Origin of the sequence: Hamadaea sp. NPDC051192, from assembly GCF_040682475.1 — a bacterium.
Classification (GTDB): Bacteria; Actinomycetota; Actinomycetes; order Mycobacteriales; family Micromonosporaceae; genus Hamadaea; species Hamadaea flava.
On record NZ_JBFBAZ010000006.1, the window covers coordinates 18,782 to 42,241 of the forward strand.

The window sequence follows — 23,460 nt, forward strand, 5'->3', positions numbered from 1 at the left end:
GAGAAGGACCTGCGAGCCGGTGAGAATGGCTCACATCCGCCGGGCCGCGATCGGCAGCACGAGGGATCCGCCCGCTCCGATCGGCCGGCCGCCGTGCTCGGCCAGGGCCGCGACGATGCAGCCGTGCTCGACGGTGAAGGCGACCCGATCGTGCGGCGTCCAGCCGAGCGCGGTGAGGACCTTGCCGGCCCGGATCACGCCGGACGGGTTGAGGCGCGCGCAGGCGTACGCCGTGGCATCACCGTCGCCGCCGGACGGGTCGGGCGGCAGATCGCCGACCGGGGCGGGTTCGGGCCGGGGGCGGGCAAGGGCCGCGGGGATCAGCGCGGCGATCGGCTGTTCGGACGGGCAGTCAGGTGGTGGCACGCGCCTCATGGTCGCCACCGGCTCTCGGGGCTAGCGAGGCGTTTATCGAGGGGGTGACCCTCGATAGGAGTATGCCGGCGTGCATCCCGTCCGCTCCACGGCAGTGGCCTGCAACCAGCTACGATTCGCTGTAGCCGATGGCCGTTCCGTGAAGATCGTGGTGTCCGAGGGGGGACTTGAACCCCCACGCCCTATACGGGCACTAGCACCTCAAGCTAGCGCGTCTGCCATTCCGCCACCCGGACAGGTGGTCCGACTTCGCCCGCACCGTAGGCACCAGGCCCTTGGTGTCCGGCTTAGCCGCACGAGCCACAACTTTACACGGCCTGCCACGATCATGCACAGGGGGTATCCCTTCGCGCGTCGAGGCTGCTAGACGGCCTTCGAAGCCGTCACGTCCTGCGGTCGGAAGTGCGCGACCGGAGAAGCCGGAGACGGAGGGCTCACGCGGGCGAACGCTCGCCCGCGTGAACCCGTTCCGATCTTGAATCGGTCAGGCGGGTGCGACCGCGAAGCCGACCGAGTTGATCCCGCCGTCCGCCTCACTCGGGAACCACAGGGCCAGGCCGCTGTACTGGTCGGTTCCGGTCGGCGTCGCCGCGAGCGGGTCGTCGATCTGGGCCACATAGCTGGTGTCGCCGTAGTCGCTCAGGTAGACGCTGAGCAGGGAGGCGGGGACCTCCTGCTGCGGCCGCTGCGTGTCGCCGCCGACCGGCGTCGGGACCTCGGCCGCGCCCCAGTTGTGTCCGACCTGGTAGACCCTGGAGTTGTCGGCCGGTACGGCCACGGCTGCGAAGCCGGCGTCGCCGTAGTAGGTCGACAGCGCGTGGACCTCGGTGATCTGCGACGCCGCGCCGGTGAAGGACAGGATGTGGACCATGCCGTCGAAGGCGTAGTCGAGGTCTCCGGAGACCTGGCAGTCAGTGACCGTCGAGGTGGCGTACGCGCTGAAGACGGCCGCGATGCCGGGATAGTCGTTGGCGGTGCCCACTTCGGTCCAGGTCAGGCCGCAGCCGGTCACACCGGAGACGACCTGGGTTCCGTTGCCGCTGCTGGGGCCGTCGGCGGAGAACATCGCGACGAGCAACTCGTTGGGCGACTGGGTGGAGAACTGGTCGCTGGTCAGCACGTCGTCGGCGTCCTCGTGGATGGTGACGAGGTCGACGTCCACGACGGGGGCGGCAGCGGCCAGCGCCGGCATGGCCGGCAGGGCGGTCATGGCCGCGACGGCGACGCAGACGAGCGCCGCTCGGCGGGTGAAACGAAAACTCATTGAGATACTTAACAATATCTCCGCGTAGCGGTCAACCAACATTCGCCGACATTCACGGAACGAGCAGTCGGCCGGGCTGTTGATCATGGTCTTCGTGCCTGCGACACACCGTCGAGACAACGGTTAACTCCATGATCAACGGGGCGGGGTGGGGACAGGTGTTCGAGGAGGGTGAGCGACGCCACACCCCGAAAATGTGCCAGGTTGGCGGAGAAATAGGAGGCCGAGAGTCTGCGCAGGTCACAGCCCAGACGGCGAGTGACGGCCAGGTAGCGGACAGTGGTGAATGTCAGTGGTCCGGTTTAGAATGTGTGTACGAAACAGGGTCGCTGACCTGCTGCGCCGACACGAGGGAGCCGACATGTCCACCCCTTCCGCTACCCGTTCGCTGCCCTACGCCACGTTGCTCGCGTTCACCCGCTATGTCGATCAGACCGGCCCGACGAAGGCGGCGTACGTCGGTGGACTTCGCCGGCGCCGTGAGACGGGTGGCGGCTTCAATCCGCACGGCCAGTTTCTGAAGGCGCTCAAGGCTGACATCCAGTTTCGGACCGGCGGTTTGCACCTGGCCGACATCGCGCAGTCGGTCGCGCCCCGGTGGCGTCGGCTCTACGCGGCGCTGACGACTGGTGCCGCGGAGTACCTGGAGACGCTCGGCGAGCCCGGCGAGTTCGGGCTGACGCCGACGCGGGAGGCCCTGGGCATGCTCGGCGATCTGCCGGTGAAGGTCAGCGCACACTTCGGCCTGCGGTACGACGACGGTCGCAAGGAGGCTGTCCGGCTGCACTTCGACGAGCAGCCGCCGACGGCGGAGACGGTCACGGCGTCGCTGCACCTCATGCGGCGCTATATGGATCAGATCCTGCCGAATGGCGTACCGGTGCTCGTCGACGTCCGGCGTGGGGTGCCGCATCGGCTCGACGAGCTCCAGGGCGCGTTCGACGACGTCGACAGCTGGCTGACCGGTGAGGCCGCCGGGTTCACCGCGATGTGGGGCCCACTGCCCAAGGCCGCCTGACCCGGCGCGCGGGGAGGCACGGAGAAAAGGGGGCCGGACCGCCCTGACCTGCGGTCCGGCCCCCGTGTGTCGTTGTCACGAAACCGTGACGACGACCTCCTGGGTGATGCCGTTGACGGTGACCGCGAGGGTCGCCGTGCCCGCGCGCAGCCCGGTCAGCTGCCCGGTCGCGGGGTCGAAGGCCGCGATGTCGCCGCGGTTCGCGGTACGTCGCGGTCCGATGTGGAGTCCGTCGCCGCCCTTCCAGGCGAAGCTCACCGGGTACGCGACGGGCACGATCCGCCCGCCGGGCTGGGTGAGCGAGGCGGACACGTCGACGGAGGCGCCGACGGTGACGGCCGGCACGGTGACGGAGATGCCGTCGACGTGCGGGTTCACCTGGGCGGTGAGCCAGTTGCCTGGTCCGCACGGGATCAGCGGCAGGCCGGTGTAGGGGCGCGGGTGGGCGACCTTGTCGACGCCCCACATGGTCCAGCCGGTGAATCCGCCGTCGTCGGCGGGGGTGGCCGGATTCTTGCCGGAGTTGCCGTTGATGAAGTACGGCACTCCGTCCACTCGGGACGCGTGGAAGGTGCCGACGTGGCCGCCGAGGAAGGCCGCGCCCTTGCCGGTCTTGGTCTGGAAGTCGGCCAGCCACTTCTCGATCAGGCCGGCTTCCTTGCGGTCGTTGAGCTGGCTGCCCTTGCCCGGGGTCGGGTCCTGCGGCGGGACGTGCTCGACGAGGACCACCGAGCCGATGGCCGGGTCGGTCGCCGCGGTGTCCAATGCCGACCGGAGCATGGCGTACTGGTCGTAGCCGGAGCCGCGGATGGACAGCGCCGAGGTGTCGAGGGTGACGAACCGGGTGCCGTTGTGGTCGAACACTCGGTGGGTGTCGCCGAACACCGCCTGGAAGTTGGCGATCGGGCCGCCCATGACCTCGTGGTTGCCCGGGACGTAGTAGTACGGCAGTGCGCCGCCGAGTTCTTCGTCCAGGACCTGCTTGGCGAACGCGATGTCGGCCGGGGACGCCTCATCCACGAAGTCGCCGTCGATGATCAGGAAGTCCGGCTTGGCCGCCTTGATCTCCTGCAGCGTACGCCGAGCGTTGCGCACGATGTCGCTGTCGGGCGACCGGGCGACGAACTGGGAGTCGGACATGACGGCGAAGCGCCAGTCCTTGGAGTTCACCGCGCCGTAGGAGCCGACGATCGGGTCGACGACCTTCGGCACGGCCGGGGAGACGACGGTCGGGGGCACCTTCGCCACCAGGTCGTCGATGATCACCTCGCCCTTGTACTGGGCGGCCGCCTTGGTCTCCACCACGTAGAAGCGCCGCAGCTTCAGCGGGTACGCGACGCCGACCGGGACCTTGAACTCGACGTACTTCCAGCCGGTCCAGGTGATGTAGTCGCTACGCAGGATCTGCGCCTGGCCGAGGCCGTCGTAGAACTCGAGGGCGGGCCACTCCCCCTTGCCGTTGCCGTAGATCCACAGCCCGAAGCCCTGCGGCTGGCCGTCGATCGTGAACTGGGTCGGCGGGTTCACGTACGCCGCCCGGGTGGCGGTCGACTGGGTGAAGTCGTAGCTGAGCTTGATGCCCTGCCCGGTGTGGCCGTCGGCGGTCGGCGCGATGGTGGCCGTCGCCCGGGCCGTGGACACCGTCCACTTAGCCGCGTCGTCGAACGTGGCGGCCGTTACGTCGGTGAGGCCGACGGTGATGGCGACGCTGGCCGTGTGGCCCTGCACCGTCGCGGTGATCAGGCCGGCGCCGGTCGACACCAGCGGCTTGACGGTGAAGGTGCCGTTCGGGGTGGCGGTCACCTCGAACAGGTCGTGGTCGTAGTCGAGCTTGGCGTCGCCGGGCTCGATCGGCGCGGTGGCTCCGGCGTCGTCGTAGCCGACGAGGCCGAACGCTCCGGTGGAGCCGGACGACAGGCCGAGCCGTTCGACGGTGGGCCGGATGCGGTCGAGCGCGCCGAGCACGGTCAGCTTGGCCGAGCCGGTGGCCTTGCCGCGGAACGCGGTCACCGTCGTCTGGCCGGGGAATCCGGCGTGGAAGACGTTGTCGGAGGTCACCCAGCCGACCGGCACCATGCTGGACCGCCACAGTGGCGTACCTGTGGCTGGGCCGTAGGTCTCGTCGTAGCCGTTGGCGGTCAGCTTGCGGGTCAGGCCCGGGAACACGCGGTCCGGCCGGGCCAGGGTGACCTGGTCGGAGCCGGGCGCGGCGGCCGGGTCGGCGGTCGGCGCGACCCAGTAGCCGGTGAGCTTGCCGCTGCCGACCGGGGCGTACAGGCCGAGGCCGTTGGCCACCGCTCGCTCGCTGCCGTCGGACGGGCTGTTCTCCAGGGTGAGGTCGGCCTCGCCGGGCTTGCGGGCGAGCAGCGTCGAGGAGCCGCCGCCGTCGATGTTGAGCGCGTTGTACGCCCCGAAGTCGGCGACGATCTGGGCCCACTTGCCCAGCGTGACGCCGGCGCTGTTGGCCTGCTTGCCGTCGATGGTGAGCAGGTACATCTTGGTGCCCTCGCGGTTGAAGCCGACCGCGCTGCGGGCCGCCAGGGCGACGTCGTCGAAGTCCTGCGGTACGCCGTCCTTGACGAGCAGGTAGTTGCCGCCGACCGCGGCGTACAGGGGGCTGCCGTCGGACGTCTTGGGCTGGTACGCCACGGTCACGTGGGTTCCGACGGCCAGGTTGCGCAGCGCGACCGCGCCGGCTTCGCGACCGAGCAGGATGGTCGTCCCAGCCGGGATGGTCCCGGTGCCGGCGGCCGAGCCGATCGCGGTGACGACGCCGTCGACGAGGGTGACCTCGGTGACATCCGACGCCCCGTCGACCGCGCGCTGGCGGGTGTAGCTGCCCCACAGCGGCGTGATCAGGCCGATGCCGCCGTTCTGCACGCGGTTGTTGAACTGGGTCAGCGCCACTGAATGCACTCCTGGCGGCTCGCCCGAGAGGCTCCCCGGCGCCCCGCCGTCCCAGGTGGCGCTGCCGTCGAAGCCGACCTGCAGGATGCGGCCGATGCCTTCGGCGCTGAAGCCGACGGCGTTCGACCAGCCGGCGGTCGGCGACTGCACGAGCTGTCCGCTGTGGACGCCGATGCCGAGGGCCGCGCCGGAGTTGTTGATGTCGAAGAAGTCGCCGTTGACCGCCGCGACCGGCCGGGTCGCCTTGCCGTCGTGAGTGGTCATCTGGCGTACGGTCTCGTCAGCGGCGACCGTCCCAGGGCTCAGGTAGTCGACGGTGATGCCACCGCCGAGGTCGGTGGTCAGCGCGTCGGCTCGCAGCCAGCCACTGGCGTCGACGGTGTCGAACGAGGTCAGGGTCACACCGGGCGCCACCGGCCGGGTCGTCCGCGCGGTCTCGATCGCGGGCGCGGCCTGCGTCTCTGCTGCCTGGGCGACCGCCACGCCGCCGAACGCGAACGCGGTCGTCACCGCGAGCGAAAGGGCGAGAAGCCGTCTCGGGGGGAAACGTCGAGGGGGGAACATGCCATGCAGTAGAACCCTGGTTGGCAAATCTTTTCAAGACTTAACGTGTACTCGTTAAGAATTTTCTGGTCGGCGGTCGCCGGTATCCTGGTGGGCGTCATGAGCGAAACGATCTCCACACCCCACCGCATCCGCAGCTTCCACCCGCGCCGTGGCCGGGTCAGCCCGCAGCGCGAGGCCGACTTCCAGGACCTGTGGCCGGCTTTCGGCGTACAAGTCGAAGAGCGAAGCACGGATCCGGCGGCGATCTTCGGGCGCCGCGCACCCCTGGTCGTCGAGATCGGGTCCGGGATGGGTGAGGCGACCGCGATCATGGCCGCCGCGGACCCGGAGCGCGACTATCTCGCGGTCGAGGTGCATTACGCGGGCATCGCGCACCTGCTCGGCCTGATCGGCTCCGCGGGGCTCGGCAACGTCCGCGTCGCCCGCGGCGACGCGATCACCCTGCTCACGCGCATGCTCGAACCGGGCAGCGTCGATGCGATCCACATCTTCTTCCCGGACCCGTGGCCCAAGGCCCGGCACCACAAGCGCCGCCTCATCCGCCCGGAGAACGTCGCGGTTCTGCGGGCCGCGCTGCGCGTCGGCGGCACGCTCCACTGTGCCACCGACTGGCCCGAATACGCGGAGGTCATGCTGGAAGTCCTGACCGCGGACCCCGGCCTGGTCAATACAACACAGGGATACGCACAACGCCCCGACCGGCGTCCGGTGACCAAGTTCGAGCAGCGCGGAATCGACGCCGGCCGACCGATCGCGGACCTGGTGTTCCAGCGAGTCTGAGGGGCATCGCCGGACGGTTCGATCGCGTATCGTGCCGCGCCGGCGGCCGCGAGCACGCCGAACCCGATCCGAGCGACTTCCCCGCGTTCACGATGGACGACGTCCGGCCCGCCTGACGCGGACCGGACGCCGGTTCACTCGTCCATTGTGATCAGTCGTGGTAGTGGGCGACCTGGACGTGCTCCAGTACGCCGAGCGCGTCAGGGGTGAGGACCGCGGCGGAATAGTACGCGCTCACCAGGTAGGACATCACGGCCTGCTCGTTGATCCCCATGAAGCGCACGTTGAGCCCGTCGGCATACTGGTCGGGAAGCGACGTGGGGCGTAGGCCGATCACCCCCTGCTCGTCCTCCCCCGTACGCATGGCGATGATGGCGGTGGTGTGGCTGTCGCTGACGGGGATCTTGCCGCAGGCGTAGATCGGCACGCCGCGCCAGGCGAGCACCTTGTGCCCGTCAACGACCGGGGTGTCGGGGTAGATGCCGCGGTGGGTGCACTCGCGGAAGAACGCGGAGATCGCCTTGGGGTGGGCGAAGATCAGGTTCGTGCCGCGCCGCATCGACAGCAGTTCATCGAGGTCGTCCGGGGTCGGCGGGCCGGTGCGGGTGTGGATGCGCTGCTTGAGGTCGGCGTTGTGCAGCAGGCCGAAGTCCCGGTTGTTGACGAGTTCGAATTCCTGCCGCTCGCGCAGCGCCTCGACGGTGAGCCGGAGCTGCTGCTCGGTCTGATTCATCGGCTCGTTGTAGAGGTCGGCCACCCGCGTGTGCACCCGGAGCACGGTCTGGGCGACGCTGAGCTGGTACTCGCGGGGGCTCAGCTCGTAGTCGACGAACGTGCCGGGCAGGGTCTGCTCGCCGACGTGCCCGGCGGCCAACGCGATCTCGGCCTCGCCGTACTTGTTCTGGGGTCGCCGTCCGGCGGTACGCGCCTGCTCGAGGTGGGCCCGCAGCGGTTCGGCCAGGTCGAGGAACCGACCGAATTCCTCGGCGGACAGCGCGAGCACCGTCACGGGCGTGATCGCGCGGGCGGTGTAGTCCCAGATCCCGTCCGGTCCGGCGAGGGCCTGCTCGCCGAGGAACTGGCCGTCGGCGAGTACGCCGAGGCGCACCGCGGCGTCGTACGCCCCGACGCCGACCTTGTCGATCTTGCCGTGCGCGACGAGTAGCACCTCGTCGACGACGGAGCCGAACTCGGCGATCACCTCGCCCGCCCGGTACTCACGCTGGACGAACCGGTCGGCCAGTGCGGTGAGGACGTCCTCGTCGCCGAAGCCGCGCAGGACCGGCAGCTCGGTCAGCTCGGCCGGTACGACCCGCATCGCCGCACCCACGTTGGTGAAGGTCAGCAGGCCGTCGCCGAGGGTGTAGCTGAGCCGCCGGTTCACCCGATAGGTGCCACCGTCGATGGACACCCAGGGGAGTCTGCGTTGCAGCCAGCGGGAGGAGATCTCCTGCATCTGCGGGACGGACTTCGTCGTCGTCGCGAGGTTGCGGGCCGCCGCGGTGCTCAGACTCAGCTGCGCCGGCGGGGAGTTGTCGGTCTGAGGCTCCACTGTGCTCGTCATTGCGCATTCCACCTATCAGTGCCCTAACCCAGCATTGCGCGCAAGTATAGCCAGCTCTGGCTGTAACACCTCAATATTGGACAAACAGTCCATGGTTGCCCATAATCGGCGATGACGGTTGACCGGATCCGTCACCACCCCGACCTCCCCGACCTCCCCGGAGCGAGTCATGACGTATTGGTCACCGCCGAATCCGACCGGGCTGGGCACCTCCGCGTTCCGGGCGCTGCTCGCCGCCGCCGAGCCGATCGCCGCTCCCCCGACGGCGCCGGTCGCCGCAGAGTCACCGTCCCGGGCGACGGACCCGTTCCCGGGCCTGCACTGCCCCGAGCCGGTACGCATCGACGAACCGCTCGGCGAGCAGGTCAACAACCGGGTCCTCAGCTGGGCCGAGGCACTCGGGTTCCCGCCGTCGGTGATGACGATGCTGCGGGTGGCCAACTTCGGCCGGTTCGCGATGCTCGCCCACCCCGACAGCGACGACGTCGACCGGTTGTTCGCCACCGCGTCGTGGACGGCGGCGCTGACCGTGATGGACGACTATTACTGCGACGACGAGGCGTTGGGCGCCGAACCGGCACTGCTGGGTTCCCGGCTCACCCTGGCCCTGGCCGCGATCGACCGCGGTCAGCTCGTCGGCGGATATCAGGCCCAGCTCGACGCCGCCATCGCGGCCGACCCGATCCTGGCCGCACTGCGGTCCAGTGTGGAGGAGCTGAGCCGGTTCGGCACGCCGGCTCAGCTCGGCCGGGCGATCCTGGAGAACGACCACTTCTTCATCGGCACCACCGGCGAGATGAGCTGGCGCGTCACCGGCGAGATGCCGCCGGTGTGGCGATACCTGGCCGCCCGCCAGGTCAACAGCTTCCTGCCCTGCGTCACCACCACCGATCTGGTCACCGGGTACCAACTGCCGGCCGAGCTGTACTTCGAACCCCGGCTGCGGCGGGCCACCAAACTCCTCGGCCTGACGACGGTGATCGTCAACGACCTGTACTCGATGGCCAAGGAGAGCGCCCAGGACAGCCCCGACGGCGGTCTGCCGCTCGTGGTGTCCGCTGAACGCGGTTGCAGCCTGGCGGAGGCCGCCGCGATCAGCGTCGACATCCACAACGAGGTGATGGCCGCCTTCGACGACGAGTGCCGCGAGCTGACCGAGATCGGCTCCGTGGAACTCCACTTCTTCCTGGCTGGCATCCGCAACTGGGCGGCCGGCAGCCGGGAATGGCACCGCAGCAGCGTCCGGTTCCGCGACGCCGACCACCGCACCGAATAAGGAGTACCGCGATGGCCCCCATCACTCAAGAACTGGCGCTCAGCGACTATCAGAAGGGCGTGGCCGCGTACTGGCGGGTGCACACCACCGACCCGGTCAACGAGGAACTCGGCAAGGTCGACGGCCTCTACCATCACCACTACGGCATCGGCACGCCCGATCCGGCGGTGTCCAGGGCGCCCTGGGCGATCCGGGACCAGGAGATCATCAAGGAGCTGCACCGGCTGGAGACGGCCCAGGCCGACCTGCTCCTGGACCAGTTCGGCCCGATCAAGCCCGAGGACCGGCTCTTCGACGGCGGCTGCGGCCGGGGCGGCACGAGCATCATGGCGCACGCCCGGTTCGGCTGCCACGTGGACGGCATGACGATCTCCGAGGTGCAGGCCGACTTCGCCAACCAACAGGCGGTCGAACGCGGCATCGACAGTCACGTCCGGTTCCACCTGCACGACATGCTGCACACCGGAATCGACGACGGCTCGATCAGTACGGTGTGGACGAACGAGACGACCATGTACGTCGACCTGTTCGACCTGTACCGCGAATTCGCCCGGATCCTGCGCCCCGGCGGCCGCTACGTCAACATCACCGGCTGCTACAACGACGTGCTGGGTGACAAGTCCGCCGCCGTACGCACCATCGACAGCCACTATCTGTGCAACGTGCACGCCCGCAGCACCTACTTCAAGGCGCTCGCGGCCAACGGCCTGGTGCCGGTCAAGGTGGTCGACCTGACCCCGTTGACCATCCCGTACTGGGAACTGCGCATGCAGTCCTCGGTCCGCAGCGGCATCGAGCAGCCGTTCCTGTCCTCCTACCGCGACGGCTCGTTCCAGTACCTGATGATCGTCGCCGACCGGATCTGACCAAGGGGCGTCCGGCTCGGCTGCCGCCGGGCCGGACGCCCTTTGGTCTCGCAACATCACAGCTCTTCATCGCCGCCGAGAGTCATGTGGCCGGACCGCTACCGGGGTCTGCGGCCCGATGGACGACGGCGGTGCAGACGCCGCGACTTCGGCCCTTCGGATGGCGCCGATGGGCATCACGGACCACCTCCGCCAATGCGTCCACGCCCTTCGCCTCAGTGTCGTGAGTCATGGCATAGGTCCCGCCCCGCGAGCTGAGTCGAAACCGTCGGCCCCCGGCGCGGAGGGCGACCGACTTCGCATCCTGCTGGTCCCACGTCACCGGTCCCCGCTCGGCCTCTGTCCTGAAGAGATGCCATGTCACGTCGTCGCAGCCGACGCGAATCACAGCCTCCAGCGGCCATTGGGGCACAGCGACGCCAAGGCCGGCATTGAGCTCGCGAGCGGTCGGCCTCGGCAGGTAGGCACGGGTCGCGTGCTGAAGCGCATGTCGGAGGTACTGGTGGAGGTGCGCCAGGGCAGAGGTACCGTCCAGCCGAGCTCCCACCTCGATGCCGGATCCGGGGACGAGTCCGTGTTCGGCATCGAAGTTCGCCGAGAAAAGCGCGCCGTACCGATCGTCGGCTACGGCCGCCTTGGCGTGATTGCTGTCGTCGGCCAGGACGCGTACGCCGAGGTCGTGGAACCGTCCAGCGTCCTCGCGATGTCGATTCCGGTCGTTGAGCGCCCTGACCAGCAGCTCGACCTGGACGCCTCGGCCGACAGCGGCAGCGACACGGTCGAGGAGAAGATCCGGTCGCTTGGCCATCAGATTCAAGCTGTAGCTCGCCAGGAGCAGGTTCTCGCGCGCCTTGTCGATCACATCGAGCAGACTGTGATGCAGACTCGCCCGGCGACGGCGTACCGCGTGCGAGGGATCGGTGGCCGCAAGCTCATCGGTCCAGATGACCGACGCCTGCCCGTCGAGGATCGGCTCGGGCACGGCGAATCCGGCCGCGCGACGGTCCTGGCGCTCCTTGACTCGGTACCCGTCGACGAACGCGGGCAATTCGTAGGCGCAGTCCGTCAACCACATACGGGCGAACAGTTTGGCGAGGCGGTCGACCGAACGCCTGTCACGCAGAACGACGCCCACCTCGCCGACGTGGTTGAACGCGCGCGTCTCGAGATTCGCCGTGCCGACCCAGGCCGCGCTGTCGTCCACGACGACGAACTTCGCATGGCAGTTGTCGTGGCCCCGGACTGCGACACCCTGGTTCGTCAACGAGACGAACCGCTTCTTCTCGGCCTCGACCTTCGCGCTGATCTCGTCTCCTCCCGCTCGGTCGGCGAGATGCGCCAGGCCTCTTCGCAGGCTTGCCTCGTTCAGTCCGCTGATGACGTACACCCCGCCCGTCAAGCGGCGGGCCGTCTGCGCCAGCAACTCGATCAGCTCGTCGTCGCCGATGATGAAACTGGTGATGAAGACCTTGTGGGTGGCGTTGCGAATGAGATCGAAGACCGCATCGCGCAACGATGGCGGCGACGCGCGAAACGTGGAGCAGAAGGCCCACTGATCGTCGCCTTCCGGAGTGGGCGCCGGCGCGGCCGGATGGTCGCGCAGAAGGAAGAATCCTTCACTGGACCGAATACTGCCGAGGTCGATCACGTCGGCCGGCTCAGACATAGGCGAAGTCCTCGTTCTCCCGCATCGCGTGAACCACGGTGAAGTATTTGAGGTGCCATGCTCGCGCCATCAAGGCGGTCACGCCCCCGCCCTCGCGTACGCGTGGATCATGGTGATCTATCGGCTCGCCTTGCATGACGTGATCCTGCAGAACGGCTTGCAGCGCTTCGTCCCGGCGGAGCAGTAGCCGCGCCTCATCATCGGCCGGCCGGAGCCGCAGGGCGACAGTCGCGTGAACGTGACGGCGCCGGACTTCGAGCCCGATCGGCAAGGTCAGTAGCCCCGTCTCTGCCAGTACGCGCGCATGCCTGCCGCTGACGGACAACCACCACGATCCGGAGTCGTCCACGGTGAGTTTCGGGTGCGGCGGCTCGGTGAGCCCAAGCGCGCGCATGGCTTTGTCGAGTTCGTCACGCCGCTCGGCAAGTCCCGACACTTCGCCCGACCAACGCTCCGCAAGTCCTGACGCGCCAGTCAGATCCAGCGCCACCCGGTTTTCGCGACCGGCCCGCCGCTTGGAGTTGCCGATGAATTCGACCTGTATCCGCCGATGCTGCTCGCCTAGGACCAGGGTCGCCGCACACTCGAACACTGGGCAGACCGGCACCGGCGGCCGCGGTGTGGCCCCCGCCATGGCGGTCAGCTCCTCATCCGCCTCGTCGGCCAAGGAGATCACACCAGCCGGCAGGTCGGCGATGAGGCCGGCGCTCAACTTGGCGCCGACCAGCTCCCGAAAGCTGGTCTTGTGCATTCCGAGCGGCAACGGCGCCGCACCGGCCGGATCGACTCCCGATCTCTCCCAGTCGGCGAGCCCTTCTGGAATCACCAGCAGATCATCGATCTCGGGCAGGTATAGGAGATCCACCGATATCGTGCTCGACCTGATGGCGTTCTGCCCGTTCTGCACGGACGCGTGATCTTGCCACGGGCGCATGACTTCGTCGCGCCACTCGAGCAGGCGGAGGCTGTGCAATCGGCGAGCCAGCCCGTTGAACACGAGCCGCGGCAAGCCGGTGAACTCCTCGAAAGCCGGAGCGTCGAGGCTCCCGAGCCGGGCTACGGCGGCAAGCGCGAAGTGGTCCAACGGGGTCAGCTCAACCTGTTCGGGGACCGTGACCTGCGTGTCGCGCCACCACAACATGGCCAGGCGAGCCCAAGTGACGTGAAGAGTCGGCCGATCGGTCGGCGGAAGGTCGTCGGTCCGGCGGAAGCTGGTCATCATCGACGCTGCCGGTGGGATGCCTTGGTCCAGTCCACGTTGACCTCCATGATCCCTCGCTGCTGCAGGTCGAACATGTTCGCGTAGAACCGCTGGACCTCCGGCGTGGCGCGCAGGGCGCTCAGCGTGGGACGGTGCCCGACCAGCACGATCGACCGGCGGGCCCGCGTGCAGGCCACGTTGAGCCGGTTGAGGTTCTGCAGCCATGCGGCCCAGCCGGCCGGTGCTCTTCCCGGCGGACGTGGCCGACCGTTGCGCTCGGCCGGACGGCCGAACGTTCGGCAGAAGGAGATGACGACGATGTCGCTCTGCTGGCCCTGGATCCGATCGATCGAGTCGACGACCTTGAAGTCCAGCTTGGGGAACCGCGAATACCGGGGATAGCCGAGCTTGTGCCGGATCAGTCTCGCCTGGGCGCCATAGAAGGCGAGGACGCTGATGCTCGTCGTCCCTGGTACGCCAAGCTGTGCCAGCTCACCGTTGAAGCGGCGGCAGGTCTCGACGACCCACTCGGCCTCAAGCTCATTGACGAAGCTGGTACTGCCGTCGGGGAGGTCGTCCCACGGCCACGCCTGGCTGGCGGTGTCGAGGAAGACTACGGGCCGGGTGAACGACGGCGTCAGCAACGGCTGCGGCAGGGCCGCGTCCTCGGCCGAGGCGACAGGTAGTCTCCGCCGTAGACGGGTACGCGAACGAGTTCGGCTATGGCCGAAGGCATCCGCCGCTGTTCGACCAACTTCGTCCGCGGACCGTTCTGCGGGTCGATGTCAGCCGCGCAACGCTGAAAGAGGCTGGTCACCAGATGATCGCGCATGGCCTCCAGCAACCGTCGTTCGGGTTCGTCGCGGGGCAGGTGCCGGAGCTGATCGCGATAGGTCTGCCGGTGCGCGACGTCCCAGAGGTCGTGCTCCACCAGCCGCCGGGCGATCGCCTTGACGTTGCGCGTGCGAAAGGGATGGGACTCGACGTCTTCCAGGTCCGTCCACAATGAGCCCAGCAGTTCCACTGCGGACCCGACGTCTGGGCTGTCACCGCGTTCGTGCAGGTGGATCGCCGCCATGGCGTGGATGTGATGTTCGACGACCGGATCGACGAAGGGCGTGAGCTGCTTCTCGTCACCGACGAGAATCCATCGGCGCGCTCGCAGAGCGGGAATCAGGAACTCGCCGACGGTGACCTTGCTGGCCTCGTCCACGATCAACGTGTCATAGTCCAGGTCGCGATAGTTTTTGGCGCCGCCGAAACCGGTGGTGGTGGAGCACACGAGGTTGACGGCGCTCGACAACGCGCGACCGATTACCGCCTCCGCCTGCCGCTGATCTGCCGCAGCGTCGGCGCCGGTCAGGCCGACGAGGTCGAACCATTCTTGTTGAACGGCCGCCAACGTCTGAATGCTGCTGTATTCGTGCTCCAGATGTCGGCGGAAGCCCTCCGTACTCTTCTCGTCGCTCACCAGTTCAGCGATGCCGTTGACCGTCAGGCCGTACGCCGCCTTCGCATGCCGCTCGGACGCCGAACTTCGAACTTGTGCCGCCACACTGATGGCGGCCTGATCGGCCTGGACGTTGCCGGGATGCGCTGAGGTGATCTGCTCGCCAACGGTGAACCGCTCGTGCCATTGCCCACGGGCCCGGCGATCTTGGTCTATCGTCACCTGCTGCTGCTGCCGCGTCCTCGCTGCTTTTGCGGTAAGCCGCGCGACGACCCCGATGCCGGCCGAGTCAAGGAGCCGGCCGAACCAGCCCCGGGTCGGCTGGAGCTCCGTAAGACGAACTGAAATCGCACTCTCGTCCTCGCGCAGCCGCTGAAGGTCATGGCCGAGATGAACGATCCGCTGCCGCAGGCCCTCGAGGTCGGCATGAATCGCCGCCATCGTCGCGTGAAACTCGGTGACCCGCCGAACCGCGTACTCCGATCTGGCCTGTGACTCGTTCTCCGCACGCCGTAGCTCGATCAGGCTCATCTGCCACTCGTCGACGGCACCGCGCTGGGCTCCCAGTTCGCCCAGACGCCTCCTCCACTGCTCCATCTTGCTCGTCGAGGGGATGCGCAGGTTCGCCGCGATCGTGGCGTCGTATCCGCTCAGCGTGAAACGCCGCACTTCCTCCGCGACGAACTTGTCGTTCCAAGACAGACGCAGCGGCAGGACCCCGTCGTCATCCGTGACCCGTTGGAGCACCTCGTCCAGCGCCACATGGGTCGGCGCGGTCAGCAGCACTCGTTCGCCTCGTTCCACGAGCCGGCCGGCGATCTCTGCGATGACCTGGGTCTTTCCCGTCCCCGGCGGACCCTGGACGACATACGCGTGCCGAGCGTCCAACGCGCCGGCGACGGCACGACGTTGCCGCACGTTGAGCGCCCGGCGGGCGTCCCACCGCTCATCCGGCCGATGCGTGTGGGCAAGCTGCGCCGGATCGCACAGCAGGGTCGCCAAGGCAGTCCAGTTCCCGGTGGTCTTCTCGTCGAGAAAGTTGTACAGCGCGATCAGATGTCGCCGGAAACGGAACTGTCCCGTCTCCGAGACGGTGACTCGCTTCCCTGGTCGGGCCCAGCGAGTCAGTCGTTCGCTCTCACCGGACCGAGGAAGGCCGAGCACCACCACCTCGTCGACGATCTCGATCGCGTCGAGGATCGCGCTGCTCTTCGGCTCTCCGACCGGCCAGACCGCAAGCCGGCAGAGATCGTCGCCAATCTGGAACGGCGCCGAGGTGTCCAGCCGCACGACCAGCTCGCCGGCGTACGGGTGGGTCGGCCCGTACACCTCCGCCCCGTCCACCACGCTTCCCTCGGTCAGCGCCCGGTCGCCCTTGGCCGCACGCTGCTTGTCGAGCTCCATGAGCGCGCGGAGCGAGCCGAACCGGCGGCGGACGTCGTCTCGCAACTGCGCCTGCATTCGTGGTGACAACCGGACCCGTGTCAGCGTGCGTTCGGCCTCGGCTGCCCACCTCCGCGACCGAACCTCCTCGATCAGCGGCTTCAGATCGCAGGACGGAGCATCGGCCGGGTAATACAAGGTCACCCGGCCTGGGATGACCGGCAGGTCCGAGGGGGCAGGCGCGTCGCGCCGCGGCGTCGCGTTGTCCAGCACCGTGAGTGTCCATGGGCCGCTGTACGAGCGCTCGCTATGCAGCGCCACCTCCAGCCGGCGAGTCGGCAGCTTGAACCGACGCCGGTCACTGGAACCGTCGTTGATCTCCCAGGCATCGAAGACTCCCTCAGCCAGCTCGCGCTCGACCCTGTCTCGGGTAAGCCCGTTGCGGCCGAGCCGCTGATCCAATGCGTCGAATGCCGCGAGATGGAGCGCCGGCTCGTGGAACACCTGACGGACCTGTGCAAGCTGGTCCCTGAACTCTTCCAGCCATGGTCCGACGAACGTCGATCCGCGAGGACCTGATCGCGCCGCCGTCACCAGTCGCCTCGCAGGAAGGCGAGGCGGCTCAGCCGATCGGCAAGCTCCTCGCCGGCGTGATGCACCTGCCAGTAGGCGCTCAGCACCCGATGGGCCTTCTGGTTCAGTTCACTGGACAGGTCGACGTCTATGAACTCCTCGCCATGCGCCAGCACAGATCGGTTCCGCGCTTTCGCCAACTGCTCGAGTCGTCGCAACGCGTCAGCCGCGTCCAACTCCGCCGGCCCCGCCAGCGGATCGCCCAAGACCGCGATGAGAACCGCCGCCGCGAACGGGCCGAACTGCGACGGCAGCGACCTCCGACCTTGCGTCCCGCGGACGAGGTTCACCATCCGCTCGTACGACTCCCGCAGCAGCTGCCGGTCCCAGCCGAGCAGGTCCCAGTCCGGGTTGTCCAGTGCGAAGCCCCCATAGCTCGCCTTGAAATGCGCGGAAAGGCACTGTTCGATCGTCCGGTAGGAGAACAGCGCCGCGAAGTCATGCCGTCCAAGGCGCCGGTAGTGATCGTCCAGCAGGCTGAAGGTGAGCAGCAACGCTCGCGGATCCCCACGAGCCAAGTCCTTCAGGTGCATCAGCTGGTCGAAGACCGTGTGTTCGACGTCGTGCGGCAGCTCCCGGCGTACCAGGGCAAGCTCGGTCTCCACCCGCTCGATCGCACCGGGCAGAGCGTCTCGGTCGAGATTGGACCAGGCACGATAGAGCGCCGACAGAGCGCCCATGAAGCGCGGCCGGGCGGGTTGCACGAGCCGGGCGGACAGGTCGTCGTAGCGGTTTTGAGCCACGTCGAAGTCGCCGCTGGCGAACGCTTGACGCGCGACCTGCATCTCCTGGTCGCCGAAGATCGACGTCGGGTTGTCCAGCAGCAGCATCCGGTCCGATCCCGGCACCGCCTGTTTCAAGTCGCCGTCGTAGAGGCCGTCGACATACGACAGGCCGAGATTGAGCTGCCAGGCCGCCAGCGCCGCGCTGGCGCCCATGACCTTGCGGCCGCCGGTGATGTCGATGTACGCCGCGATCGAGCCGGAGTTGCGCCGCGTCACGATGTCGACTTCTTCTCGAACGATGCGGTAGATCTCCAGCGGATCGGTCGCCACACACGGGCGAGCCGAGAAGTCTGCGCCGCGCAACGAGCCGCCCATGACGAGATGATCATGGACCACGTTCACACTCTCATGCGCCGCGTCGGAAGTGATCAACACGAGCCGCTTGGGACGCAATACCTTGTAGGCGAGCACAATCGGCCGCGGCGACATGCCTGTCATGCAGATCAGCAGGTCGATGGAGGTCGGGTGGCCCGGCGGCAGCCGCCGCCGCGCCTCATCCGCACACCGATCGACCAGATGGTCCAGATAGTAGTTCGTCGCCTGTTCGTAAGGACTGCCGCCGCGATAGGGCTCTTCCCTTTCGCCGATCCTCCGCATTCGAGCCAGATGAGAAGCGAACGGATCGTCCTCGTCTTCCACCCCGTCGTCCCTCCCGCGTGCCCGTCGCTAGATCAGACAGCCATACATACTGCCATGTATCGCTGCACGAGGCACCTCGGCGCAGGGGCGAGATCATCGATACGGCCGGTCCACCGGCGATCACCGTCGAATCCGCCGATTGTCCACGCCGGACACTGTCGTTACCGTGATCGGGTGTTCGGGGAGGCAGCACGGGAACATCGGCGGCGTAGCGCGCTGACCCAAGAGGATCTGGCCGCCAAGACGGGGCTGTCGGTCCGGCACATTCGGGATCTGGAGGCGGGCCGCATCGCCCGGCCCCGGCCGGCGACCATGCTGTTGCTGGCCGACGCCTTCGACCTGCACGGCGCCGAGCGCGACCGGTTCCTCACCGGGGCACCGGCTTCCGCTCCCTCGTCCGGCGTACCGGCGCAACTGCCCGCAGACGGCTACGGTTTCGTCGGCCGCGCCGACGCGCTGGCCCGGCTGGACGAGATCCTGGCGCGGTCGGCGGATCAGCCGACCGCGATGGTCCTCGCGACCGTGTCCGGCACCGCCGGCGTGGGCAAGACCACGCTCGCGGTGCACTGGGCGCATCGGGTCGCCCGGCACTTCCCCGACGGTCAGCTCTACGTCAATCTGCGCGGCTTCGACCCGACCGGTACGCCGGTGAGCCCGAGCACGGCGCTGGCCGGGTTCGTCAACGCGCTCACCGGCCCGGGCGACCGGATGCCGACCACCATGGACGAACAGATCGCCCGCTACCGGAGCCTGCTGAACGGGCGACGGGTGCTGGTGCTGCTGGACAACGCCGGAGACGCCGGCCAGGTACGCCCGCTGCTGCCGGGCGCGCCGGGGTGCTTCGTCGTCGTCACCAGCCGGGATCAGCTCCCCGGACTGGTCAGCGTGGACGGCGCGCATCCGATCACGCTGAATCTCCTGACGCCGGACGAGTCCCGCGAACTGCTGACGCGGCGGCTGGGCGCGGATCGGGTGACGGCCGAGCCGGCCGCGGTCGACGCCATCGTCGGCGCTTCGGCCGGGTTGCCGCTGGCGCTGTCCGTGGTCGCCGCGCGGGCGGCCATCCATAGTGGATTCGCTCTCTCGGACGTCGCGGCCGATCTTCGCCCAACGCCGGATCACTCGCGCCCCGACAGCCCGGACGCCGATCGCGCGGGCGCAGTTCGCCCAGGTGCCGGTGGCCCGGGCTCCGATCGCCCGGACGCAGCTCAGCTGGGCGCGGCTCGGCTGGATGCTTTCGACGGCGGCGAACCGGTCACCGACCTGCGGCTGGTCATGTCGTGGTCGTATCGGACCCTCGACGAGCCGACCGCCCGGCTGTTCCGGCTGCTGAGCGTACATCCGGGACCGGACTTCTCGGTCGCCGCGGCGGCCAGCCTCACCGGCGTCACCCCTGCGCAGGCGCGCCGCCGGCTGGCCGAGTTGACCAGGGCGCATCTGCTGACCGAGCACCGGCCCGGCCGGTACACCTGCCACGACCTGCTGCGGGCGTACGCCGCCGAGCTGGCGTCGGAGCAGGACACCGCGGCCGATCAGCACGCCGCCCGTTCCCGGTTGTTCGATCACTACCTGGCCGCCGCGTACGCCGCCGACAAGCTGCTGTATCCGCAACGCGACCGGCTGCCGATCGATCCGCCTGGACCCGGGGTCGCCACGGTTACCCTGGCCGACCGTGATCACGCGATCGGCTGGTTCGGCGACGAGCACCAGGTGCTGCTGTCAGTGCTGCAAGCGACGGCCGATCACGGGTTCGACCACCACACGTGTCATCTGGCCTGGGCCGTCACGACGTACCTGCTTCGGCGTGGCTACTGGCAGGACTGGACCAGCAGCCTCCAGGTGGCGCTGGCGGCGACCGTCCGGCTCGGCGATCACCGCGCTGAGGCGTACGCCCACAATGTGCTCGCCTTCGCCGACATCTCCCTCAGCCGTTACGCCGACGCGCAGCGCCACCTCGAGCAGGCGTTCGATCGGTATCGGCTGCTCGGCGACCTGGCCGGGCAGGCCCGGGTCGAACTGAACCTCGGCTGGATCTGCGACCAGAACAACCAGCCCGAGGGCGCCCTAGGCCATGCCCAGGAGGCGTTGCGACTGCATCGGGCGGCCGGGCACGTGACCGGCCAGGCCTTCGCGCTCAACGCCATCGGCTGGTCTCACGCTCAACTGGGCGATCACCAAGCCGCGCTCGCCAGCTGCGAAGAAGCACTGGCCCTGTTCACCTCCGCCGACAACCTGCTGGGGCAGGCGATCACCTGGGGCAGCATCGGTCACGCCCACCTCGAACTCGGGGCTACGACAGAAGCCGTCCGCTCCTACGAACACGCCGTACGCCTCCGCCGGGAAATCGGTGATCGGCAGCTGGAGGCGGAGGCCCTCGGGCTGCTCGGCGACGCTCACCTGGCCGCCGGTGGCCCCGGCTCGGCTCAGGCCGCCTGGCGGCAGGCGCTGGACATCCTGGTCTCCCTCGGTGCCGACACCAGCAAGATCCAGGCGAAGCTCGCCGCCGCGAAATGAGCCGGTCGAACCCGGCGCGCCACCGGCCGGGCGGAGCCGCCTGAACTCAGGCGGGCCGGAAAGTGCCGGTCAATCTCCGGTCGACCTCCTGTCCACGATGATCTATGGACGAAACGATGGTGGGGCAAGCCCGCGCCGCAGCGTCGCGCGCGCACTCCGCACCGACCCCAAGGGGGTTCTCCTTGCTGCAACGTCTCCTCCGCCTGACCGTCGCCGGTCTGATCGCCGCCACCGGCACGGTCGCGGTCGCCCAGCCGGCCGAGGCCGCCCTGCCGCACTGCAACGGCGCGGGCGTCTACACCTCGACCTGGTCCGGAGCTCCCGGCGCGACGGCCTGGATTCCGGCGTACGTCACCAGCACGTTCAACTTCAACTGCCTGCTCATCCGGGGCGACCACAACTCGGGAGTCGGCGAGCTGCAGCGCACGCTGTCCTACATCTACGGGCAGAACCTCGGGCCCAACGGAGTCGACAACGACTTCGGCGGCTACACGCAGACGGCGCTGCGCAACGTCCAGTCCGCCCTCGGCATCGGGGTCGACGGCGAGTACGGGCCGCAGAGCCGCGACCACATCTGCTGGCGGTGGACCGGCAGCGACAACTCGTGCATCTGGCTCAACAACAACCACTGATCGGGGGGTGTCCGGCTCGGCCGCGGCCGAGCCGGACGCTATCCATGCGGGGGCGGGCGCCGCGTCAGCTGGACGGCGAAGCCGACGAGCCACACCACACAGGCGACCAGGCCCAGCCGCTCCAGCACACCGGTCACCGCGCCGCGCCCGACCGCGACGATCCCGATCGCGGTCCCGGCAAGCAGCGGCCAGGTCACGAAGACGGCGATCCTGGAGAACGTGCTCCCCCGCCATGCGGCCGCGAGCATGGCCAACGCGCACAGACCGACGCCGAGGATGCTGGTCGTGGCGTGCAGGAGGTCTTGTGCCGTGCTCTGTTCGTAGGGCGGCAGCGGGCAGCCGGGCGTACAGGCGACCGATCCGGACAGCGCGATCATCGGCACCGCGACGGCCAGCGGCAGCGCGACGATCGACCTGGTCACCCAGGCGAGCAGTCCGGCGGTCAGGGCCAGGCCGTAGATGCCCAGCCGATACGACGCCGGGTGCGGCTGCCCCGGTACGCCCGAAGCGCTCACATAGTCGTCCAGGGCCCCGGGTGCGACCGCCCGGACGAGCAGCAATCCGCTGATCGCCCCGAGCACGGCGGCCGTGGCGGCCACGGCACGCGATGCCATGGCCTGAAGATATCGGAGCGATCCGGCTCGCCTCTGAAAGGCCGCGTCGTCTCCGAAGAGGCAGCCTTTCCCCTGCGATCATTTATGGCTAGCCTTAACCTCACTAATTGCCAGCCGAAAATGAGGTGGGTCATGTCATCGACGCTCGCGATCGACGGCGGTACGCCGGTCCGCGAGGCCCCGTTCCCGCGATGGCCGGTCGCCGGAGAGGAGGAAGGCGCGGCGATCGCCGAGGTGCTCGCCTCCGGCCGATGGGGAAGCACACACGGCGACCGAGTCAGCGGATTCGAGACTGCGTTCGCGCAGTACCAGCAGGCCGCACATGGGATCTGCCTCACCAACGGCACGCTGGCGCTGGTGGCGGCGCTGCACGCCATGGGCGTGGGCCACGGCGACGAGGTGATCGTGCCGGCGTACACCTTCGTCGCCAGCGCCAGCGCCGTGCTGTTCGCCAACGCCGTCCCGGTCTTCGCCGACATCCGCGCCGACACTCATCTGCTGGATCCTCAGCAGATCGAAGCGCTCATCACACCGCGTACGCGAGCGATCATGGCCGTGCACATCGCGGGCCGGCCGTGCGACATGGACGCGCTCCTGGACATCGGCGCCCGCCATGGGATTCCCGTGATCGAGGACGCCGCGCAGGCACACGGCGCGTCCTGGCGCGGGCGGCGAGTGGGAGCGATCGGATCCTGCGGCACCTTCAGCTTCCAGACCAGCAAGAACATCAGTGCCGGCGAAGGCGGCGCGGTCGTGACCGACGACGAGAAGCTTGCCGACGAGGTGTACTCCATGGTGAACCTGGGCCGGGTCCGCGGCGGCGGCTGGTACCAGCACGACCGGGTCGGATACAACCTGCGGCTGACCGAGTTCCAGGCGGCGGTCCTCGACGCGCAACTGCGCCGGCACCCGCAGCAGCAGGCCACCCGCTCCGCCAACGCCGCTCTCCTCGCCTCGTTGTTGCGCGACACCGAGGTGGTGTTGCCCAGCGAAGATCCGCGAGTCACCGAGCACGGACTGCATCTCTTCCTGTTCCAGGTGCCCGGCCGGGACCGCGACGGGTTCGTCCAAGCGTTGGCGGCCGAGGGCATCCCGTGTATGGCCGGCTATCAGGGTCTGCACCGCAACGAGGCGCTGCGCCAGAAGGCGGAGGCGCTCGCGTCGCTCACCGGTGCGCCACTGCCGAGCTGGGACTGCCCGGTGACCGATCGCGTGGCCGCCCAGACCGTCTGGCTCCCCCATCAGACGTTGCTCGGATCCGCCGACGACACCGCGGACATCGCCGCCGCCGTCAGCAAGGTCCTGGGCGCTTGACGGAGCCGCCGG

General features: G+C 68.6%; 17 protein-coding genes and 1 tRNA gene. 7 read left to right on the forward strand and 11 right to left on the reverse strand.

Translation table 11 applies throughout. The features are described from left to right. Positions 1–30: 30 nt before the first annotated feature. The 3 genes from AB0M47_RS04175 to AB0M47_RS04185 all read right to left on the reverse strand — a co-directional run bounded on the left by AB0M47_RS04175 (position 31) and on the right by AB0M47_RS04185 (position 1,639). A complete protein-coding gene (locus tag AB0M47_RS04175) occupies positions 31–366 on the reverse strand; it encodes a hypothetical protein (RefSeq protein WP_363408086.1) in 336 nt (111 codons plus the stop codon). A 158-nt stretch (positions 367–524) separates the two neighbouring features. Then, a tRNA-Leu gene (locus tag AB0M47_RS04180) sits at positions 525–611 on the reverse strand. A 248-nt stretch (positions 612–859) separates the two neighbouring features. Continuing rightward, positions 860–1,639, reverse strand: coding sequence for a hypothetical protein (locus AB0M47_RS04185; RefSeq protein ID WP_363408089.1), 780 nt, complete (start codon positions 1,637–1,639; stop codon positions 860–862). A 361-nt stretch (positions 1,640–2,000) separates the two neighbouring features. Here AB0M47_RS04185 and AB0M47_RS04190 point away from each other — a divergent pair, with 361 nt between their 5' ends. Continuing rightward, complete coding sequence (locus AB0M47_RS04190; RefSeq protein ID WP_363408092.1) at positions 2,001–2,657, forward strand: hypothetical protein; 657 nt, start codon at positions 2,001–2,003, stop codon at positions 2,655–2,657. Between the two features lie 75 nt (positions 2,658–2,732). On the opposite strand, the gene AB0M47_RS04195 is transcribed toward AB0M47_RS04190, so the two are convergent. Beyond that, on the reverse strand, positions 2,733–6,074 hold the full coding sequence (locus AB0M47_RS04195) for a phosphodiester glycosidase family protein (protein ID WP_363408095.1): 3,342 nt from the start codon (positions 6,072–6,074) through the stop codon (positions 2,733–2,735). 153 nt (positions 6,075–6,227) lie between these two features. On the opposite strand from AB0M47_RS04195, the gene trmB reads away from it, so the two are divergent. Then, on the forward strand, positions 6,228–6,911 hold the full coding sequence (gene trmB / locus AB0M47_RS04200) for a tRNA (guanosine(46)-N7)-methyltransferase TrmB (RefSeq protein ID WP_363408098.1): 684 nt from the start codon (positions 6,228–6,230) through the stop codon (positions 6,909–6,911). 151 nt (positions 6,912–7,062) lie between these two features. On the opposite strand, the gene AB0M47_RS04205 is transcribed toward trmB, so the two are convergent. After that, a complete protein-coding gene (locus AB0M47_RS04205) occupies positions 7,063–8,475 on the reverse strand; it encodes a family 2B encapsulin nanocompartment shell protein (protein ID WP_363408101.1) in 1,413 nt (470 codons plus the stop codon). A gap of 169 nt (positions 8,476–8,644) precedes the next feature. Here AB0M47_RS04205 and AB0M47_RS04210 point away from each other — a divergent pair, with 169 nt between their 5' ends. Beyond that, complete coding sequence (locus AB0M47_RS04210) at positions 8,645–9,751, forward strand: hypothetical protein (RefSeq protein ID WP_363408104.1); 1,107 nt, start codon at positions 8,645–8,647, stop codon at positions 9,749–9,751. Positions 9,752–9,762: 11 nt separating this feature from the next. Beyond that, complete coding sequence (locus AB0M47_RS04215; RefSeq protein ID WP_363408107.1) at positions 9,763–10,617, forward strand: geranyl diphosphate 2-C-methyltransferase; 855 nt, start codon at positions 9,763–9,765, stop codon at positions 10,615–10,617. Between the two features lie 82 nt (positions 10,618–10,699). Here the strand turns inward: AB0M47_RS04215 and AB0M47_RS04220 are convergent, their stop codons facing one another. The 5 genes from AB0M47_RS04220 to AB0M47_RS04240 all read right to left on the reverse strand — a co-directional run bounded on the left by AB0M47_RS04220 (position 10,700) and on the right by AB0M47_RS04240 (position 18,374). After that, a complete protein-coding gene (locus tag AB0M47_RS04220; RefSeq protein ID WP_363408110.1) occupies positions 10,700–12,283 on the reverse strand; it encodes a phosphatidylserine/phosphatidylglycerophosphate/cardiolipin synthase family protein in 1,584 nt (527 codons plus the stop codon). Continuing rightward, positions 12,276–13,505 (reverse strand): hypothetical protein, encoded by a 1,230-nt coding sequence (locus AB0M47_RS04225; RefSeq protein ID WP_363408113.1) that lies wholly within the window; start codon positions 13,503–13,505, stop codon positions 12,276–12,278. The genes AB0M47_RS04220 and AB0M47_RS04225 overlap by 8 nt, the downstream gene beginning before the upstream one ends. Further along, positions 13,502–14,128: a C-terminal helicase domain-containing protein gene (locus tag AB0M47_RS04230; RefSeq protein ID WP_363408115.1), complete on the reverse strand. Its 627-nt coding sequence runs from the start codon at positions 14,126–14,128 to the stop codon at positions 13,502–13,504. Before AB0M47_RS04230 ends, AB0M47_RS04225 begins: the two co-directional genes overlap by 4 nt. Further along, complete coding sequence (locus AB0M47_RS04235; RefSeq protein WP_363408118.1) at positions 14,122–16,821, reverse strand: AAA domain-containing protein; 2,700 nt, start codon at positions 16,819–16,821, stop codon at positions 14,122–14,124. Before AB0M47_RS04235 ends, AB0M47_RS04230 begins: the two co-directional genes overlap by 7 nt. Positions 16,822–16,907: 86 nt before the next feature. Beyond that, positions 16,908–18,374, reverse strand: a complete 1,467-nt coding sequence (locus AB0M47_RS04240; protein ID WP_363408121.1) for a TIGR02710 family CRISPR-associated CARF protein — start codon at positions 18,372–18,374, stop codon at positions 16,908–16,910. A 174-nt stretch (positions 18,375–18,548) separates the two neighbouring features. Here AB0M47_RS04240 and AB0M47_RS04245 point away from each other — a divergent pair, with 174 nt between their 5' ends. Both AB0M47_RS04245 and AB0M47_RS04250 read left to right on the forward strand, forming a co-directional pair. Continuing rightward, on the forward strand, positions 18,549–20,888 hold the full coding sequence (locus AB0M47_RS04245) for a tetratricopeptide repeat protein (RefSeq protein WP_363408124.1): 2,340 nt from the start codon (positions 18,549–18,551) through the stop codon (positions 20,886–20,888). Between the two features lie 182 nt (positions 20,889–21,070). Next, entirely contained in the window at positions 21,071–21,520 is a 450-nt protein-coding gene (locus tag AB0M47_RS04250) for a peptidoglycan-binding protein (protein WP_363408127.1), read from the forward strand. A gap of 38 nt (positions 21,521–21,558) precedes the next feature. Here AB0M47_RS04250 and AB0M47_RS04255 read toward each other — a convergent pair whose 3' ends face one another. Further along, positions 21,559–22,134 carry a DUF998 domain-containing protein gene (locus AB0M47_RS04255; protein WP_363408130.1) on the reverse strand — a complete coding sequence of 192 codons (576 nt, stop codon included), beginning with the start codon at positions 22,132–22,134 and terminating at the stop codon, positions 21,559–21,561. A 132-nt stretch (positions 22,135–22,266) separates the two neighbouring features. Here AB0M47_RS04255 and AB0M47_RS04260 point away from each other — a divergent pair, with 132 nt between their 5' ends. Continuing rightward, a complete protein-coding gene (locus AB0M47_RS04260) occupies positions 22,267–23,448 on the forward strand; it encodes a DegT/DnrJ/EryC1/StrS family aminotransferase (RefSeq protein ID WP_363408133.1) in 1,182 nt (393 codons plus the stop codon). Positions 23,449–23,460: the final 12 nt, after the last annotated feature.

Excerpts from the sequence above, each read along its gene's own strand:
- AB0M47_RS04185 (WP_363408089.1), bottom strand. The coding sequence starts at position 1,639 with ATGAGTTTTCGTTTCACCCGCCGAGCGGCGCTCGTCTGCGTCGCCGTC.
- AB0M47_RS04190 (WP_363408092.1), top strand. The coding sequence starts at position 2,001 with ATGTCCACCCCTTCCGCTACCCGTTCGCTGCCCTACGCCACGTTGCTC.
- trmB (WP_363408098.1), top strand. The coding sequence starts at position 6,228 with ATGAGCGAAACGATCTCCACACCCCACCGCATCCGCAGCTTCCACCCG.
- AB0M47_RS04205 (WP_363408101.1), bottom strand. The coding sequence starts at position 8,475 with ATGACGAGCACAGTGGAGCCTCAGACCGACAACTCCCCGCCGGCGCAG.
- AB0M47_RS04210 (WP_363408104.1), top strand. The coding sequence starts at position 8,645 with ATGACGTATTGGTCACCGCCGAATCCGACCGGGCTGGGCACCTCCGCG.
- AB0M47_RS04215 (WP_363408107.1), top strand. The coding sequence starts at position 9,763 with ATGGCCCCCATCACTCAAGAACTGGCGCTCAGCGACTATCAGAAGGGC.
- AB0M47_RS04220 (WP_363408110.1), bottom strand. The coding sequence starts at position 12,283 with ATGTCTGAGCCGGCCGACGTGATCGACCTCGGCAGTATTCGGTCCAGT.
- AB0M47_RS04225 (WP_363408113.1), bottom strand. The coding sequence starts at position 13,505 with ATGATGACCAGCTTCCGCCGGACCGACGACCTTCCGCCGACCGATCGG.
- AB0M47_RS04255 (WP_363408130.1), bottom strand. The coding sequence starts at position 22,134 with ATGGCATCGCGTGCCGTGGCCGCCACGGCCGCCGTGCTCGGGGCGATC.
- AB0M47_RS04260 (WP_363408133.1), top strand. The coding sequence starts at position 22,267 with ATGTCATCGACGCTCGCGATCGACGGCGGTACGCCGGTCCGCGAGGCC.